This is a genomic window from Streptomyces sp. NPDC057438 (assembly GCF_042802995.1).
Classification (GTDB): Bacteria; Actinomycetota; Actinomycetes; order Streptomycetales; family Streptomycetaceae; genus Streptomyces.
In genome coordinates this window covers 49,036-64,759 of sequence record NZ_JBHVDD010000054.1, presented here as the reverse complement: position 1 = coordinate 64,759, position 15,724 = coordinate 49,036, and the positions used below count along the sequence as shown (strand labels likewise).

Below are 15,724 nucleotides of genomic sequence, written 5' to 3'. Positions count from 1 at the left end.
CCGTTACGGACAGCGACCGCCCGCTATGGATATGTCGTTCCCACTACGGTGCCGGGATCTCGGACAGTGGGATTTCGACGTCCGTGACGTTCTCGCCGCCCTCGCCGAATCCGGGTTCCGCTTGCTCCGCGCGAAGGGAAGCGACGTTGCCGCTGCTCTCCCTGCCCAGCGCCGCATCCGCCTCGGGCGTGCCGCACTTCACGTTCCGCAGCCAGAGACGGCCATCGGGGGTGCCGTTCTTCAGGAGCTGTGGATAGAAGACATGCACGGTCGCGGCGCCCTCGCTGGGAGAGAAGAACACCTTCTGGCCGTTCTGCTCTTCCTTGTACGTGGCCCTGAGGAATCCGCTCACGTCGGTGCGCTTCTCCGACCACATGAAGAACCCGACGCGGTCGGGCAACACCTTGTCCGTCCTGGAGAAGTCGAAGCCGGTCCCCTTGTCGTCACGCTTGAGGTTGATCTCCGTCGTGTTGAACTTGGCGCCGATCTCGAAGAACGAGTTCCCCAGCTTCGAGTCGGCGGCGGCGACGAATCCGTCTTCGAGCGTGATGGACCTGGTCACCGTCGCGGACACGTTGAAGGCCTTCACGCCTTCGGTCGTTGCACCGCAGTTGTCGAACGGGGTCGAGACGCGCTTGTTGGCCCCCAGGCTGTCCCTCTTGAACTGGACGTCGACGAATTCGCAGTTCTCCAGTGTCGCGGCGTCCTGCGCGCAGTCCTTCGCCACCTCGGAGGGTGTGGCGGCACCCGCCTGGTTCATCAGCGGAATGGCCACGGCGACGGCCACCACCGGGGCGAGCACGATGGTGATGCGCTTCTTCTTGCTCCGGTGATTTCCCTTGTGGCCGGGGCGTGTCATGGTGTGTCTCCTCTTGGGGGGGAAGTGTGGGGAGTCGGAAGATGGGGGGCAGGTCCGTCAGCAGTCGGTCAGGACGGGCTTGAGCGTCCCGTCCGCGATTCCGGCCGCGCCGGCCGCTCCCGGCAGAACGACGGGTCCCTCAACGATCTCCGGCGCCGCGAAGTTCTGCTCGGGGCTGGGATTGACGGCGAAGCTTCCCGGATCGGCGTTGATCTTCACTCGCCATTCGCCCGTCATGCGCTGCATCCTCGGCGTGAACTCCATGTGGAGGACCTTGCCCTTGGGAATCTGCCTGATTTCGCTGTCGCCGGCGGTGACCGTCCTGATGGTGAGGTCGGTCGTTCCCTTGTGCTTGAGCCAGGACCCGCTCAGGAAGCCGAAGAGCCCTCCACCGGCACCTTGTTGTGTCGCGGTGTACTTGCCCTGGCCCTGCCCCACGGTCGCTGTCCATGTGAACTTGGCCTCCGGGCCGGAGTCCACCTCGCAGTTCGGGAAGTCGACCGTGACCTTCTCCGTGGGGCCGTCGAAGAACTCGATCTCCTTCGTCTCGACGAAATCGCAGGTGTCGGACGCGAAACCGGGGCCGCCGAATCCACTGCCGCCAAAGTCCTCGAGGGACTGCTTCTTGCCGTTGAGGACCTTGGTCCTTTCGCACAGCTTTATGATCTGCTCCGGCGTCTTCTCCTCGGCCGCGCTGGCCGACGGAAGTACCACGGTGGCGATGGCGGCGCCGGTCGCGATCGCCGTTCCGATCGCCACATACCGGACCTTCTTGTTCTTGAATCGCCTCTTGGCCACGCTCTGCTCTCTCCTTGAGGGGGTCCTTGCTGGGGTTCCTTCGGCTTTCCGTTGAGGAATATTGACGTTCGCTGGAGGGCCCCCGACAGGGTCAAATATCCCTACCCGCCGGTCACTTGGCGTGTTCATCGCCACACGCATCCAACGTCCCCGGCCCTTGCCTAGGGGGGTGCGTTACTGCACCTTTCGAGCCCACGACCCTTGCCTGACGGTGCGTCAGCAATCACCCTGGGTGTCGTTCGCCACGTGCGTGACGGAGCATCAGAAGCGCGGTCGACGCGCGTCCTCCACCTCCGAAGGAGACACCCATGGGCAAGCTCGACGGACGCGTCGTTCTCATCACCGGCGCCGCGCGCGGCCAGGGCGAGCAGGAGGCGCGGCTGTTCGCGGCCGAGGGTGCCAAGGTCGTCGTCGCGGACGTGCTCGACGACCAGGGGGAGAAGCTGGCCAAGGAGCTGGGTGCCCGCTATGTCCACCTGGACGTGCGGCGGGAGGACGACTGGGCTGCCGCGGTGGCCGCCGCGAAGGAGGCGTACGGGAAGGTCGACGGGGTGGTCAACAACGCCGGCATCCTGCGCTTCAACGCCCTCGTCGACACCCCCCTCGACGAGTTCATGCAGGTCGTGCAGGTCAACCAGGTCGGCGTCTTCCTCGGCATCAAGGCCCTCGCCCCCGCGATCGAGGCGGCCGGCGGCGGGACCATCGTCAACACCGCCTCGTACACGGGGATCACGGGCATGGCGTACGTCGGCGCGTACGCCGCGACCAAGCACGCGATCGTCGGCCTCACGCGGGTGGCCGCGCTGGAGCTGGCCCGCAAGGGCATCCGGGTCAACGCGGTCTGCCCCGGCGCCATCGACACCGCGATGACCGACCCGGGTGACGAGACATCCGCCGAGGCCGTCGACAAGCTCTACCGCAAGCGGATCCCGCTCGGCCGGATCGGCCGCCCCGAGGAGGTCGCCCGCCTCGCCCTCTTCCTCTCCTGCGAGGACTCCTCCTACATCACCGGGCAGCCGTTCGTGATCGACGGGGGCTGGCTGGCCGGGGTGAGTCTGTGACCGCACGGCACCTGTCCGAACCCGCCGATCTGACGGTACGTCAGCTATTGACGCTCCACGGGCCCGGTGGAACAGTCGGTCGTATCCAAATCTGACGTAGTGTCAGAAACAGTTGCCGGGTATCGCTGAGGACGGTGAACCTCCTTGGAATTCGGGCTCTTTGTACAGGGATACGTGGGCAAGCGGGCCCAGACCGACCCGCTCGCCGAGCACAAGGCGCTGATGGAGGAGACCGAGTACGTCATCCAGGCGGACAGGTCCGGCTTCAAGTACGCGTGGGCGTCCGAGCACCACTTCCTGGAGGAGTACTCGCACCTCTCCGCCAACGACGTCTTCCTCGGCTACCTGGCCCACGCGACCGACCGCATCCACCTCGGCTCCGGCATCTTCAACCCGCTCGCCCAGGTCAACCACCCCGTGAAGGTGGCCGAGAAGGTCACCATGCTCGACCATCTCACCGAGGGCCGCTTCGAGTTCGGCAGCGGCCGCGGGGCGGGCTCGCACGAGATCCTCGGGTTCATCCCCGGGGTGACCGACATGAACTACACCAAGGAGATCTGGGAAGAGACCATCGCCGAGTTCCCCAAGATGTGGCTCCAGGACGAGTACGTCGGCTTCCAGGGCAAGCACTGGTCACTGCCGCCGCGCAAGATCCTGCCCAAGCCGTACGGGAAGTCGCACCCCGCGATGTGGTACGCCGCCGGGTCGCCGCCCTCGTACTCCATGGCCGCGCGCAAGGGGCTCGGCGTGCTCGGCTTCAGCGTGCAGAAGGTCTCCGACATGGAGTGGGTGCTGGAGAAGTACAAGTCGGCGATCGTCGACGCCGAGCCCGTCGGCGACTTCGTCAACGACAACGTCATGGTGACGACGACCGCGATCTGCGCGCCCACCCACGACGAGGCGGTGCGGATCGCCGTGAACGGCGGGCTGCACTATCTGCCCTCGCTCGTCTTCCGGTACCACGACACCTTCCCCCGGCCCGACGGCTTCCCCGTGTGGCCGGAGACGCTGCCCGAGTACAACGAGGAGTTCATCGAACTCCTCATCGAGGAGGAGCTGTTGATCTGCGGGGACCCCGACGAGGTGTTCCGGCAGTGCAAGCGGTGGGAGCAGGCCGGGGCGGACCAGCTGAGCTTCGGGCTGCCGGTGGGGGTGCCCAAGGAGGCGACCCTGCAGACGATCCGGCTGGTCGGGGAGCACGTGATCCCGAAGATCGACACGGATCCCGTGCACCGGACGTCGCGGTTCCGGGCGGCGGGTTGAGGTTGGTGCGGACGGCCGCGGGGCGGTGGGTGCTGGTCGCGCTCCCCGCGCCCCTGGGCCGACCGCGGTACTCGGTTGCTACTAGGCGCCCGGAGGGGTGAGGCATGCTCGACCATGTCATCAAGGGTGTGACCGTCGTCGACGGGACCGGCGCTCCCGCGTACACCGCTGACGTGGGGATACGCGACGGTCGTATCGCCGTCGTCGGAACCGTCACCGAAGAGGCCCGTACGTCCGAGGACGCGGCCGGGCTCGTCCTCGCCCCCGGCTTCGTCGACCCCCACACCCACTACGACGCGCAGCTGTTCTGGGACCCGTACGCGACCCCCTCCCTCAACCACGGGGTGACGACCGTCGCGGGCGGCAACTGCGGGTTCACGCTGGCGCCCCTGAACCCCGCCCGCCCCGAGGACGCGGACTACACACGGCGGATGATGTCCAAGGTCGAGGGGATGTCACTGGTCGCGCTGGAGGAGGGGGCGCCCTGGACCTGGAACGGCTTCGGCGAGTACCTGGACGCCCTCGAAGGGCGGATCGCCGTCAACGCCGGCTTCATGGTCGGGCACTGCGCGCTGCGGCGGTACGTGATGGGACCGGACGCCGTCGGCGGACAGCCGACCGACGGGCAACTGGACGCGATGCTGCGGCTGTTCCACGAGGCCATGGACGCCGGCGCCTGGGGGCTGTCGACCACGCAGTCCTCGACGCACAGCGACGGTGACGGCATGCCGGTCGCCTCCCGGCACGCGAAACCCGCCGAACTGATCGCCCTGTCACGGGCCGTGGGCGAACACGAGGGCACCCAGATCGAGGCGATCGTGGCGGGCTGCCTGGACCAGTTCAGCGACGACGAGATCGATCTCTTCGTGGAGATGAGCGCGGTGGCCGGACGGCCCCTCAACTGGAACGTCCTCACCATCGACGCCGCCGTCCCCGAGCGCGTGCCGAGGCAGCTGGAGGCGAGCGAACGGGCACGCAAGGCCGGCGGCCGGGTGGTCGCCCTGACCATGCCGATCCTCACCCCGATGAACATGTCGCTCGGCACGTTCTGCGCGCTCAACCTGATCCCCGGATGGGGCCCGGTCCTCGGCCTGCCCGTGCCCGAGCGGATCGCGCGCCTGCGCGACCCCGAGGTCCGGGCCGAGATGCTGCGGCGCGCGGACTCCAAGGAGGCCGGCGTCTTCCGGCGGCTCGCCCACTTCGGGCGGTACGTCATCGGCGACACCTACAGCGCGGCGAACGAGGGCCTGACCGGCCGCGTCGTCCAGGACATCGCGGCCGAGCGGGGCCAGGAACCCTTCGAGTGCCTGGTGGAGATCTGCGCCGCCGACGACCTCCGTACGGTCCTGTGGCCCATGCCCACCGACAACGACCCCGGCTCCTGGGCCCTGCGCGCCGAGACCTGGCGCCACGAGGACGTGCTGCTCGGCGGCTCGGACGCGGGCGCCCACCTGGACCGGATGTGCGGCGCCCCGTACACCACCCGGTTCATCGGGGACTGTCTGCGCGGCCGGAAACTGGTCGGCCTCGAACAGGCGGTGAAGATGCTCACCGACGACCCGGCGCGCCTCTTCGGCCTGCGCGAACGGGGGCAGGTGCGGGAGGGCTGGCATGCGGACCTGGTCCTGTTCGACCCGGAGCGCGTCGACGCCGGCAAGGCCACCCTGGTGCACGACCTGCCGGGCGACAGCCCCCGCCTCGACTCCCGGGCGATCGGCGTACGGGCGGTCTGGGTCAACGGCGTCGAGGCGATCCGCGACGACGTGGTGACCGGCGCCGTGCCGGGCAAGGTGCTGCGCAGCGGCCGGGACACCCGGACGGTGAGTACGAAGTGAGCCGTGCACCTCAAGCGCGCGACGGGCAGCGGCTGTTCGTCGGCGGCTCCTGGGTGGAGCCCGACGGCGGGCACTACGAGGTCGTCGACCCGGCGACGGAGGGCGTCGTCGGGTGGGCGCCGGAGGCGTCGCGGGAGCAGGTGCACGCGGCGGCCGCCGCCGCCCGCGAGGCGTTCGGGCCGTGGTCGCGGGTACCGGCCGCCGAACGGGCCGCGATCCTCGCCCGTACGGCGGACCACATACGGCGCCACCTCGTCCCGTACGCCGAACTCGCGCAGGCCGAGAGCGGTGCGACGACCGGGACGGCGCGGGGCATGCAGGTCGGGGTGGGGGCCGTGCGTTTCCAGCGGTACTCCCGCGTCGAGCCGGTGGAGGAGCCCATCGCCCCCCAGATCAACGAGGCGGGCCCCTTCGGCAGGGCGGCCGTGATGGGCGCCCTCGCCGTACGGCACCCCGTGGGCGTGGTCACCTGCATCACCTCGTACAACAACCCCTGGGCCAACCCGGCCGGGAAGATCGCCCCCGCCCTCGCCATGGGCAACACGGTGGTCGTGAAGCCGGCCCCGCAGGACCCGCTCTCCGTCTACCGCATGGCGGAGGCCCTGGAGGCCGCCGGTGTCCCGCCGGGCGTGGTGAACGTGGTGAGCGGGTCCGGCGCGGAGGTGGGGGCGGCGGCCGTGGACTCCCCGGACGTCGACATGGTGAGCTTCACCGGTTCGACGGCGGTCGGTCAGCGGATCGCGGAGGTGTGCGGGCGCGGGATGAAGCGCCAGCTGATGGAGCTGGGCGGGAAGGGCGCGGCGGTCGTCTTCGACGACGCGGACCTGGGGGCGGCGGTCGCCGGCATCGCGACCACCTTCACCTTCTACAGCGGGCAGATCTGCACGGCCCCGACACGGGTGATCGCCCAGCGCGGTGTCTACGACCGCCTGGTCACCCAACTGGCCGCTTACGCCGACCGGTTGACCGTGGGCGACCCGCGTGAGGCGGGCACCGTGGTCGGCCCGGTGATCTCGGCGGCCCACCGCGACCGCGTCGAGTCCTACGTCGAGCTGGGCCGCAAGGAAGGCGCACGGGTGGTGGCGGGGGGCCGTCGCCCGTCGTACGAGCGGGGCTTCTACGTCGCCCCCACGGTCCTCGCGGACTGCACCTGCGACATGCGCGTCGTCCGCGAGGAGATCTTCGGCCCGGTGGTGGTCGTCCTCCCCTTCGACGACGAGGACGAGGCCGTCGCCCTCGCCGACGACAGCGACTACGGCCTCATCGACTACGTCTGGTCCGGGGACGTGGCCCGCGCCTTCCGGGTGGCCCGGCGCCTGCGGGCGGGGGGAGTCGGCGTGAACACCGTCGGCCGCAACATGGAGGCCCCGTTCGGCGGGTTCAAGATGAGTGGGGTGGGGCGTGACGTGGGGTCGTACGCGCTGCACGCGTACAGCGAGACGCAGGCGATCGTCTGGCCGGGGTGAGGGCTTCCCCTCCGATCCTCCCGGACGCGATGATGTCCGAATGCTGCGTGAGCCGGACGAGCGGGGTGAGGGAGGCGGGCGGGGTGAGCGTCGGCGTACGGACCGGCCGCTCCTCTATCTCGACGTCGACGGACCGCTGAACCCGTACGCCGCGCAGCCGGAGCGGCGGCCCGCCGGATACACCACCCACCGGATGAAGCCGCAGGGCTGGATCGACCAGCATCCGGGACGGCCCGCGGCGTACGTCAAGCCGCTCCGAGTCTGGCTCAACCCGGAGCACGGCCGTCAACTCCTGGAGCTGGCAGCCTTGTTCGACGTGGTCTGGGCGACGACGTGGGTCGGTGAGGCGAACACCCACATCGCGCCGGTCCTCGGACTGCCGGAACTGCCGGTGGTGGAGTGGCCCGCCGGTCCGGGCCCGTCCGGGCCGCCCCGGGTGTCCGGGACGGCCGCGAACCCCGGCATCTTCTGGAAGACCCGGCGTCTCGTCGAGCATGCGGCCGGGCGCCCCTTCGCCTGGGTGGACGACGAGATCGGCCCCGCCGACCGGGACTTCGTCGCCGCCCACCACCAGAGCTCCGCCCTGCTGCACCGCGTGGACCCCCGCCTCGGCCTACGGGACCCGGACTTCACCACGCTCGCGGCGTTCGCCCGCACGACGGGGTGAGGGGGCCCTAGCCGACTTCCAGCTCGGTCGGGTCGCCGCGGCCGACGGACAGGGACCAGCGCACGGTGGAGGAGGCATTGACGGTGACGGTGCCCGCGCGGACCGCGTCCTCGACGGAGAACTCGTTGTACTCGCCGCTCACTTCACCGTCGCCGCAGGTCACGGAGAAGGAGGCGCCCAGGGGGCGCAGGGAGACGTCGATCTCCCCCTTGCCCTCGCACTGTGCCCCGACGGTCAGCGTCTTGCCGTCACCCTTCCTCGCCCTGCCGAACTCCAGTGACGCGCTGCCCCGCGAGCCGTCCCGACGCAGCACGATGCGTTCGGCCATGTCCAGGTCCGGAGCGGCCTCCGAGGCCGTCTCGGTCACGGCGGCCTCGTCCGCCTCGCCGGAGTCCGCCGCCGGTGTCGTCTTCGCGGGCCTCGACTCGGCCGTCCGTACGGGCTCTCGCCGCTGCGCACCGGTGTCGCCGTCCGGCGAGCACGCGGTGGCGGAGAGGAGTGCGGCCGCCGACAGCAGTGTCAGGGCGGTGAGGGCGCGGACTGACCCACGTGTTGAACGTGACATCAACGACCCCCGTCTGTCGGCCCGTTGGTGGCGGGCGAGGCCGTGATCGTGACACCGGGCCGAACACGGCGACAAGACGACAGTCCGAGTTCAGAGCATGATCTGAGGTTGGCGGCGCCCACCCGTCGTGCGCCCGGTCCCCTCCGCGGCCCCGCCGACGATGGCCGCGGGGCCGCGCAGGACGACGGACGTCACCCCGCGTCCTCGACGGCCCGGAGGCGGGCCAGCGAGCCGGTCTCCAGGGCCGTCCACACCGAGCCGTCCGGGCCGAGAGCGATGCCGTGGGGCTCCGAGGAGGGGGTCGGCAGCTCGTGCTCGTGGATCTCGTGACGGCGGCCGTCGTGGGTGATCCGGCCCACACGGTTCGCGCCCCACTCGGTGAACCAGCAACCGCCGTCGGTGTCGGCGGCGGCGACGATGGCGTGCGGGCGGGACGCGCGGTCCGGCAGGGGGAACTCGTCGATCTTCCCGTCCGGAGCGATCCGCCCGATCTGCCCGGCCCCGATCTCGACGAACCACAGGGCCCCGTCACCACCGGCGGTGATGCCCACGGGACCGGCGCCCGGCGTCGGCAGCGGGTGGACGGTCACCTCACCGTCCACCGTGACGGCACCGATCGCGTTCGCCTGGTTCATCGTGAACCACAGCCTGCCGTCCGGCCCGGCGGCGATGCCCGACGGGAACGCCCCGGCGACCGCGAGCGGGAACTCGGCGACCTCCCCCTCGGTCGTGATCCTGCCGATCCGGTCGGCCCCCGCCTCCGTGAACCACAACGCGTCGTCGGGCCCGACCGCGATCCCGAACGGTCCCGCGTCGGGCGTCGGCAGGGCGAAGGAGGTGACCTCCCCGGCCGTGGTGATCCGCCCGATCCGATGCCCCCGGAACTCCGTGAACCACAGCGCGCCGTCCGGCCCGGCCGCGATGACCGAGGGCCCGCCGGACGCCGATGCGAGGGCGTACGACGTGGTCTCACCGTCAGGCGTGAGCCTGCCGACGCGCCCGGCGTGGACCAGCGTGAACCACAGCGCGCCGTCCGGCCCGGCGGCGATAGCGTACGGCCCGGCCTCGGCATCGGAGACGGGAAACTCCCGGATGGACACGGCCGGACGGCGAGAAGTCATGAATACGAGCCCTCGGTAGGTGAGTCGGAGGAGCGGAGAACGGCGGTCGACGCACAGCGTCCCAGAGCGGCCGCGGCCTGTCGCCCGAATTGCGGGCGTGGGCGAGGGCTGTCGGACCGCCCTCGCCGTCCGGGCAGGGAGTCCGGGTTCGTGGGCGGGCGCGGCTCCGGCGGGGCTTCTCGCGCAGTTCCCCGCGTCCCCAGAAGGCTCAGGCCCCAGCGCGGCCGGCCCCACACATCCGCACCCGACAACGCGCCCCCACCCAGGCACAGTCGCCGTCCGGCCCGAGGCAACCCCTCCCGGGGCCCCGGCGGTCTTACCCGGCGTCATCGACAGGAGGGTGTGCTTCATGCGACTCGATCCCGATCTCTGCCTGGCCGTTCCGGAGGGGTTCGACGACTCGGACGCCGAGACCCGGGTGCATCCCATGGCCCGGAAGCTGTTCCCGGCCACGAGCGCCGCGGAGGCGTTCCGGAGGGCTTCCGTGTGGGTGGGGGAGCACGATGTCTTCCTGGTGGACGTGTCCTGGGACTTCGAGTACGACGAGGACGAACCCTGCGTGCTGAGCGTCTACTTCAGCTTCGAACCGGATCCCGAGGACGACTGACCGGGAGGGCGCTCCCCGCCCAGGTCGACCCGCACCGTCAGCAGCCCCGACCCCAGCACCCGTACCGCCGCGCTGTTCATCCGGGGCAGGGTGCGCAGGCGGGCCACCGGGTCGTCGTCGGGGAGGAGGTGGGCGGTGCCGGTGTGCCAGCGGCCCCGGATGCGTACCCGCACCGACGGGTCGGCCTTGATGTTGCGGATGTAGTGGGACTTCTCGCCGTACTCGGAGACCAGCCAGAACGTGTCGCCGACGCGCCGCCCGCCGATGGGGGTGCGGCGGGGGAGGCCCGAGGTCCGGCCCGTGGTCTCCAGGACGGTCTGGAGCGGGATCCGGCGCAGCAGCGGATTGGCGACGTGACGCTGGAAGGCCGTGACGGCCCGCTGCTTGGGGCCCAGGCGTTCCGGGCCGTTCACCTGGCCGGCATGGCTCGACATGGGCGTGATTCTCCTCGGGACGTGGGAGGCGGCGGGGCCCTGTGGCCGCCCGATCATCTGGCCCTCGTCGCCGACCTGGCCGGCCCGGCGGGCGGCGCGAAGGGACGGCCTCGCGGGCGGCACCGGCCCCGGCTGAAAGCCCCGGCCGCCCGCGCCGCCCGTACGACCCGCCCGACGGACTACGGCTTCCGGCCCACCCCGCCGTGCTGCCCGATCGGCTTCGGCTCGCCCGCGTCCGAGGCGTCCGGGTGCCACAGCGGTACGGAGACGATGCCGGGCTCGATCAGGTCGAGGCCGTCGAAGTAGCCGGTGATCTGGTCGATGGGGCGCAGGAAGTACGGGACCGCGCCGGTCTCGTTGTACGCGTCCTGCGCGCGCTCGTAGTCGGGGTCGGTGCCCCGGGAGCCCTCGTTGATGTTGAGGTAGCTGCCCGAGGGGAGGCCGGCCAGGAGGCGGCGGACGATGTCGCGGGCCTCCTCGTAGTCGGCGACGTGACCCAGGATGCCGCTGAGGATCAGCGCCGTCGGCCGGGACAGGTCCAGCGTCCCGGCGGCGGCCGCGAGGATGCGCTCCGGTTCGTAGAGGCTGGCGTCGACGTACGCGGTGGCACCCTCGGGGGCGGAGTACAGCAGTGCGCGGGCGTGCGCGAGGACCGTCGGGTCGTTGTCGACGTAGACGATCCGCGCATCCGGCGCGCTCCGCTGCGCGACCTGGTGGGTGTTGTCCGCCGTGGGCAGCCCGGTGCCGACGTCCAGGAACTGCCGGACGCCCTCCACCTCCACCAGGTGCCGGATGCTGCGCCGCAGGTACGCGCGGCTGCTGCGGGCGATGGTCACGATGCCGGGGAAGGAGCCGGCGTACGCGTCACCGGCCGCTTCGTCCACCGGGTAGTTGTCCTTGCCGCCCAGCCAGTAGTTCCAGATGCGGGCGGAGGCGGGCACCGAGGTGTCGACCTTCTCCTTCGCCGCCGGAGCCGCCGCCGGGTCGGGCGTGGTCGCGTGATCGGTCATGGGCGCCGTCTCCTCCGCCGTGCAGGTGCGTCCGCGCGAACGGCGCAGCCGTTCCGGCCGTGCGGGGCCGTGGCAGCCGTACGGACGCAGGTGATGTGTCGATCCAAACCTAAGGCCCAACACGGTTGTTCCGTATGGGGGTTCTCCCTATGTTCGCCGGAGCCAGGGCCCTTCCCCCGTCACCGGCCGAGGAAGACCGGGTTCGTGAAGGCCGCCAGCGGGCCCGGGAAGCCCGGCACGATCGGTGGCCGGCGGACCTCGGCGCGTACGTACGCCGCGTACGAGGCCGTCGTACGCCACTGGGCCGAGCCGGTGCCGGACTCCGGGAGCGCGGCCGAGGTGAACAGGACACCCTGGTCGGTGACGAAGCGGATGGTGCAGCCCGCGCAGCCCGTGGCCTCCAGACGGACCGTGACCGGGGTGTCCGGCGCCACCTGCAGCCGCTCGCCGATGCCCGCGTGCTCGCCGCGCGCGCCGGACACCGTGAAGGACACGGACACGTCCTTGGACTCGGCGACGTAGGACCGGCCCGCCCGCAGGCCCTCCTGGATGGCCTCCCTGGTCAGGTCGTCGGCGAGTACCACCGTCTGGGGGCGGCCGACCGGGTCGGGGTCGCGGTGGGCGTCGCTGTTGCCCATCGCCGGGATCCAGGAGCGTCCCTCCTTCACGGACGCCACGAGCATGCCGTCCCAGTCGGCGAGCGCCACCTCGTCCTCCGGCGAGTAGGCGCCGTTCCACACCTCCACCGCGTCCGCCTCCCCGAAGCCGAACTTCCAGTTGCAGCCCACGCAGGTGGCGTGCGGATGGGCCGGGACGACCAGGCCCCCGGCGCGGCGGATCTGCCGGGCGTACCTGCCGAACCGGTTGTCCCGGGCCCGGTAGCGCCAGTCGACGAAGGTCCCCGGATCGATGCCGAGCGCCACGACGTGACCGTTGCGGGTGGTGACCTCCTCGCCCAGCATGACGAGCAGGTCGTCCCCGGCGTGCTCGGCCCAATGGGCGTGCGCGGACGGGGTGTTGTGCTCGGAGCTGTTGATGAAGTCCAGCCCCGCAGCCCGCGCCAGCGCCGCGAGTTCGCCGAGCGTACGGCGGCCGTCGGAGTACCAGGAGTGCAGGTGGCAGTCGCCCCGGTACCAGGCCCGCCCCCGCCCCTCGGCCCGCTCCGGCGGGTACACCGGCCGCACCACCGGGGCCGGGGTGCCGTACGTGAGGGTGATCGTGATCTCGTACGGCAGCCCGTCCGGCGCCACCGTGTACGGGCCCAGTGCGATGTGCCAGGTGCCGGGGCGGACCGGACCCGGGAGGTAGCCGGGGGTCGCCTCGTCCGTCCGGATGAAGAACTCCGAGCGGGCGCCGCCCGACCAGCCCCGGAAGCCCTTGCCGCCGAGTTCCGTGCCGCGCTCGTCGAAGACCCCGATGTCGAGGGCGTTGCCCGGGGTGCCCGCCGGGACGGCCGGTCTGTCGTAGCTGTACGAGACCCTCAACTCCCGTACCCCCGAGGGCACCTCGACCGGCAGATACACGAAGTCGGGGGAGCCGGTGGGGAGGGTCCCCCGGATGGTCCTCGTCTCCTGGTCACCGTGCGCGGCCTCGGCGCCGCTCGTCCCAAAGGTCACGCTTCCCAACGTAAGCGCGGCCGCCGCCGACGTCACGAACAGTGCGCGCCTTCCGAGCGCGTCGCCGTTGCCGTTCTCGTTCCCGCCGACGTCGACGGGTTCGTGGTCGTGGTCGCGGTCGTCGTCGCACATGCTGCTGCTCCCCAGGTCGGTCGTCGTGAGTGACATGGCGTGGGTGGTGCAGGGGTGGTGAGTGCCACCTTCCTATGCGGTGGTGAACTGGGGGACAAGGGAAGGAAATCGCCGGTTTTCGTCTCGCCCGGGAAGGACATGTCGGAGACATACGAGGAGCAGGAGGCACAGGGCATGCGCACACCCACCTGCCTGCTGGGCGGCGCCGGTATCACCGACCGGGTGGCGCACGGCCACGACGTGGACCGGTTCGTGGAGATCGGTTCGCTGACCAAGGTGCTCACGGGAACCGTGCTGGCCCGGCTCGCGGCGGAGGGGGCGGTCGGGTTCGACACCCCGCTGGAGGACTGCCTCGACGAGGTGCCGTGCGGCACGGGCATCACCCTCCGGCATCTCGCCGAGCACACCTCGGGCCTGCCCCGTCTGCCCGCCGGGCCCCCGGGCCCGCCGGACGACCCGTATCTCCCCTTCACGGAGGCGGCGCTGCGGGAGTCGCTGCGCGGCCTGGACCGGCTGACGGCCGGACGGGTGGGCGAGCGGGAGTACTCCAACCTCGGCTACGCCGTGCTCGGGTCCGCGCTCACGGCGGTCACGGGGCGCTCGTACCAGGAGCTCGTCGACCGTCACGTCCTGGCGCCGCTGGGGCTGGAGGCGGGGGCGGTGACGGCGGGTCCGCCGGAGGGCCGACGGCTCGTACCGCGCGACCCGTTCGGCCGGCCGCGCCCGCTGTGGACGCTGACCGGTCCGGTCCTGCCGGCCGGCGGCCTGTGGTCCACCTGCCGGACACTGGCGTACGTCCTCGTCGCCCTGCTCGTCGAGCGCCGGCTCGGCGAACCGGCGCCCTCCTGGCAGCGCGGCCCCTCGATCAGGTGGCACGACGGCGCGACCCGCGGTTCGTCCGTGCTGGCCGCCGCGTACGACGACGGGCGGTGGATCCTGCTCCACCGGCTCGGCGGCCTGGCCCGCACGGAACGTCTCGCGACGAGGGTGCTCGCGGCGACGGGCCGCGCGTGACCACCCCCCAACGCCAAGTGCCGACCGGTCGGTATGGACAACCCCGTCCCGAGCCGCTACAGATGGCTCCATGCGCATCTCCGTGACGATCTTCCTCACCGACGAGACGATCACCCCGACCCGGCTCGCCCGTGAGCTGGAGCAACGCGGTTTCGCGGGGCTCTACCTCCCCGAGCACACGCACATCCCCGTCGAGCGGACGACCCCGTACCCGGCCGGCGGAGACCTGCCGCGCGAGTACGGCCGCACCCTCGACCCCTTCGTGGCGCTCGGCCAGGCCGCCGCCGTCACCGAGCGGCTGGGGCTCGGTACCGGGATCACGCTGGTCGCCCAGCACGACCCCATCGACCTCGCGAAGCAGATCGCGACCGTCGACCACCTCTCCGGCGGCCGTCTCACCCTCGGCCTCGGCTACGGCTGGAACGTGGAGGAGGCCGCCGACCACGGGGTCACCTGGCGTACCCGGCGGGAGCTGGTGCGGGACCGGATGGCGCTGATGCGGGCGCTGTGGGCGGAGGAGCCGACGGCGTACGAGGGGGAGTTCGGGAGCGTGCGGGCGAGTTCCGCGTATCCGAAGCCGGTGCAGAAGGCGCGCGGGCCGGTGGTGGGGCCGCGGACGCTGATCGGCGGGGCCGCGGGACCGAAGCTGTTCGCGCACATCGCCGAGTACGCGGACGGGTGGCTGCCGATCGGGGGGCGGGGGCTGGGGGAGGCGCTGCCGGTGCTGCGGGCGGCGTGGGCGGACGCGGGGCGCGATCCCGCGGGGTTGCAGGTGGTGCCGTACGCGGTGCAGCCGAGTGCGGGGAAGCTGGCGTACTACGCGGAGCTGGGCATCGAGGAGGCCGTGGTGCAGTTGCCTCCGGCGGGGGAGGCGGAGGTGCTCGGGCTGCTGGACGAGTACGGCACGTTTCTCTAGCGGGCCCGGTTTCAGGGCCGTTCACGCCGTCCAGCTCGGGGGTGCGGGTCGCTCCGGCGGGTGCGGGTCCGGTGGGGCGTCCCGCGCAGTTCCCCGCGCCCCTGAAAGGCCGGGGCTGCGCCCCGACTTCTCAGGCCCGCTGGGCCTGGGCTTTGAGACCCAAGGCCTGGTCTTTCAGGGCTGCAAGGAGGCTGATCTCTCGGGCCGCCGGGGCCTGGGCTCTTCAGGGGCGCGGGGAACTGCGCGATCAGCCTCCACGGACCCGCACCCACCGACACACAGCACGTCCCCTCCCCTGGGGCGCCCGCTTCAGGCCGGTGCCGGTGGCGTTCCAGTCCTGGGCTTGTGCCCCGGCTTTTC

The 15,724-nt window shown here is 71.4% G+C and carries 15 protein-coding genes; 8 read left to right on the top strand and 7 right to left on the bottom strand.

All coding sequences use genetic code 11. The features are described 5' to 3' along the window. Window positions 1-43 precede the first annotated feature (43 nt). Both ACFU5F_RS26195 and ACFU5F_RS26190 read right to left on the bottom strand, forming a co-directional pair. On the bottom strand, window positions 44-859 hold the full coding sequence (locus ACFU5F_RS26195; RefSeq protein ID WP_383891883.1) for a hypothetical protein: 816 nt from the start codon (window positions 857-859) through the stop codon (window positions 44-46). A gap of 57 nt (window positions 860-916) precedes the next feature. Then, window positions 917-1,618 (bottom strand): hypothetical protein, encoded by a 702-nt coding sequence (locus ACFU5F_RS26190; protein WP_383891881.1) that lies wholly within the window; start codon window positions 1,616-1,618, stop codon window positions 917-919. A 347-nt stretch (window positions 1,619-1,965) separates the two neighbouring features. Here ACFU5F_RS26190 and ACFU5F_RS26185 point away from each other — a divergent pair, with 347 nt between their 5' ends. The 5 genes from ACFU5F_RS26185 to ACFU5F_RS26165 all read left to right on the top strand — a co-directional run bounded on the left by ACFU5F_RS26185 (window position 1,966) and on the right by ACFU5F_RS26165 (window position 7,949). Further along, a complete protein-coding gene (locus ACFU5F_RS26185) occupies window positions 1,966-2,718 on the top strand; it encodes an SDR family NAD(P)-dependent oxidoreductase (protein WP_383891879.1) in 753 nt (250 codons plus the stop codon). Window positions 2,719-2,862: 144 nt separating this feature from the next. Beyond that, window positions 2,863-3,981: an LLM class flavin-dependent oxidoreductase gene (locus ACFU5F_RS26180; RefSeq protein WP_383891876.1), complete on the top strand. Its 1,119-nt coding sequence runs from the start codon at window positions 2,863-2,865 to the stop codon at window positions 3,979-3,981. Between the two features lie 104 nt (window positions 3,982-4,085). Beyond that, the gene (locus ACFU5F_RS26175; RefSeq protein ID WP_383891874.1) at window positions 4,086-5,816 is read left to right on the top strand and encodes an amidohydrolase family protein; all 1,731 of its coding nucleotides are present in this window, start codon (window positions 4,086-4,088) and stop codon (window positions 5,814-5,816) included. Continuing rightward, the gene (locus ACFU5F_RS26170; RefSeq protein ID WP_383891871.1) at window positions 5,813-7,282 is read left to right on the top strand and encodes an aldehyde dehydrogenase family protein; all 1,470 of its coding nucleotides are present in this window, start codon (window positions 5,813-5,815) and stop codon (window positions 7,280-7,282) included. The genes ACFU5F_RS26175 and ACFU5F_RS26170 overlap by 4 nt, the downstream gene beginning before the upstream one ends. Window positions 7,283-7,322: 40 nt before the next feature. Further along, complete coding sequence (locus ACFU5F_RS26165) at window positions 7,323-7,949, top strand: HAD domain-containing protein (RefSeq protein ID WP_383891868.1); 627 nt, start codon at window positions 7,323-7,325, stop codon at window positions 7,947-7,949. Window positions 7,950-7,956: 7 nt separating this feature from the next. On the opposite strand, the gene ACFU5F_RS26160 is transcribed toward ACFU5F_RS26165, so the two are convergent. Then, the gene (locus tag ACFU5F_RS26160) at window positions 7,957-8,514 is read right to left on the bottom strand and encodes a hypothetical protein (protein ID WP_383891866.1); all 558 of its coding nucleotides are present in this window, start codon (window positions 8,512-8,514) and stop codon (window positions 7,957-7,959) included. Between the two features lie 191 nt (window positions 8,515-8,705). Next, window positions 8,706-9,635 carry a virginiamycin B lyase gene (locus ACFU5F_RS26155; RefSeq protein WP_383891864.1) on the bottom strand — a complete coding sequence of 310 codons (930 nt, stop codon included), beginning with the start codon at window positions 9,633-9,635 and terminating at the stop codon, window positions 8,706-8,708. Window positions 9,636-9,984: 349 nt separating this feature from the next. Between ACFU5F_RS26155 and ACFU5F_RS26150 the strand changes: the two genes are divergently transcribed. Next, entirely contained in the window at window positions 9,985-10,242 is a 258-nt protein-coding gene (locus tag ACFU5F_RS26150; RefSeq protein WP_383891862.1) for a hypothetical protein, read from the top strand. On the opposite strand, the gene ACFU5F_RS26145 is transcribed toward ACFU5F_RS26150, so the two are convergent. The 3 genes from ACFU5F_RS26145 to ACFU5F_RS26135 all read right to left on the bottom strand — a co-directional run bounded on the left by ACFU5F_RS26145 (window position 10,206) and on the right by ACFU5F_RS26135 (window position 13,434). After that, window positions 10,206-10,676: a nitroreductase/quinone reductase family protein gene (locus tag ACFU5F_RS26145; protein ID WP_383891859.1), complete on the bottom strand. Its 471-nt coding sequence runs from the start codon at window positions 10,674-10,676 to the stop codon at window positions 10,206-10,208. The two genes, ACFU5F_RS26150 and ACFU5F_RS26145, sit on opposite strands and share 37 nt — an antisense overlap. 179 nt (window positions 10,677-10,855) lie before the next feature. Beyond that, complete coding sequence (locus ACFU5F_RS26140) at window positions 10,856-11,686, bottom strand: SAM-dependent methyltransferase (RefSeq protein WP_383891856.1); 831 nt, start codon at window positions 11,684-11,686, stop codon at window positions 10,856-10,858. A gap of 179 nt (window positions 11,687-11,865) precedes the next feature. Next, entirely contained in the window at window positions 11,866-13,434 is a 1,569-nt protein-coding gene (locus ACFU5F_RS26135; protein WP_383891889.1) for a CehA/McbA family metallohydrolase, read from the bottom strand. 138 nt (window positions 13,435-13,572) lie between these two features. Between ACFU5F_RS26135 and ACFU5F_RS26130 the strand changes: the two genes are divergently transcribed. Continuing rightward, window positions 13,573-14,448, top strand: coding sequence for a serine hydrolase domain-containing protein (locus ACFU5F_RS26130; protein ID WP_383891853.1), 876 nt, complete (start codon window positions 13,573-13,575; stop codon window positions 14,446-14,448). Window positions 14,449-14,518: 70 nt separating this feature from the next. Further along, a complete protein-coding gene (locus ACFU5F_RS26125; RefSeq protein WP_383891850.1) occupies window positions 14,519-15,364 on the top strand; it encodes an LLM class F420-dependent oxidoreductase in 846 nt (281 codons plus the stop codon). Window positions 15,365-15,724: the final 360 nt, after the last annotated feature.

Excerpts from the sequence above, each read along its gene's own strand:
- ACFU5F_RS26195 (WP_383891883.1), bottom strand. The coding sequence starts at position 859 with ATGACACGCCCCGGCCACAAGGGAAATCACCGGAGCAAGAAGAAGCGC.
- ACFU5F_RS26185 (WP_383891879.1), top strand. The coding sequence starts at position 1,966 with ATGGGCAAGCTCGACGGACGCGTCGTTCTCATCACCGGCGCCGCGCGC.
- ACFU5F_RS26175 (WP_383891874.1), top strand. The coding sequence starts at position 4,086 with ATGCTCGACCATGTCATCAAGGGTGTGACCGTCGTCGACGGGACCGGC.
- ACFU5F_RS26165 (WP_383891868.1), top strand. The coding sequence starts at position 7,323 with ATGCTGCGTGAGCCGGACGAGCGGGGTGAGGGAGGCGGGCGGGGTGAG.
- ACFU5F_RS26160 (WP_383891866.1), bottom strand. The coding sequence starts at position 8,514 with ATGTCACGTTCAACACGTGGGTCAGTCCGCGCCCTCACCGCCCTGACA.
- ACFU5F_RS26155 (WP_383891864.1), bottom strand. The coding sequence starts at position 9,635 with ATGACTTCTCGCCGTCCGGCCGTGTCCATCCGGGAGTTTCCCGTCTCC.
- ACFU5F_RS26150 (WP_383891862.1), top strand. The coding sequence starts at position 9,985 with ATGCGACTCGATCCCGATCTCTGCCTGGCCGTTCCGGAGGGGTTCGAC.
- ACFU5F_RS26145 (WP_383891859.1), bottom strand. The coding sequence starts at position 10,676 with ATGTCGAGCCATGCCGGCCAGGTGAACGGCCCGGAACGCCTGGGCCCC.
- ACFU5F_RS26140 (WP_383891856.1), bottom strand. The coding sequence starts at position 11,686 with ATGACCGATCACGCGACCACGCCCGACCCGGCGGCGGCTCCGGCGGCG.
- ACFU5F_RS26135 (WP_383891889.1), bottom strand. The coding sequence starts at position 13,434 with ATGTGCGACGACGACCGCGACCACGACCACGAACCCGTCGACGTCGGC.
- ACFU5F_RS26130 (WP_383891853.1), top strand. The coding sequence starts at position 13,573 with ATGTCGGAGACATACGAGGAGCAGGAGGCACAGGGCATGCGCACACCC.
- ACFU5F_RS26125 (WP_383891850.1), top strand. The coding sequence starts at position 14,519 with ATGCGCATCTCCGTGACGATCTTCCTCACCGACGAGACGATCACCCCG.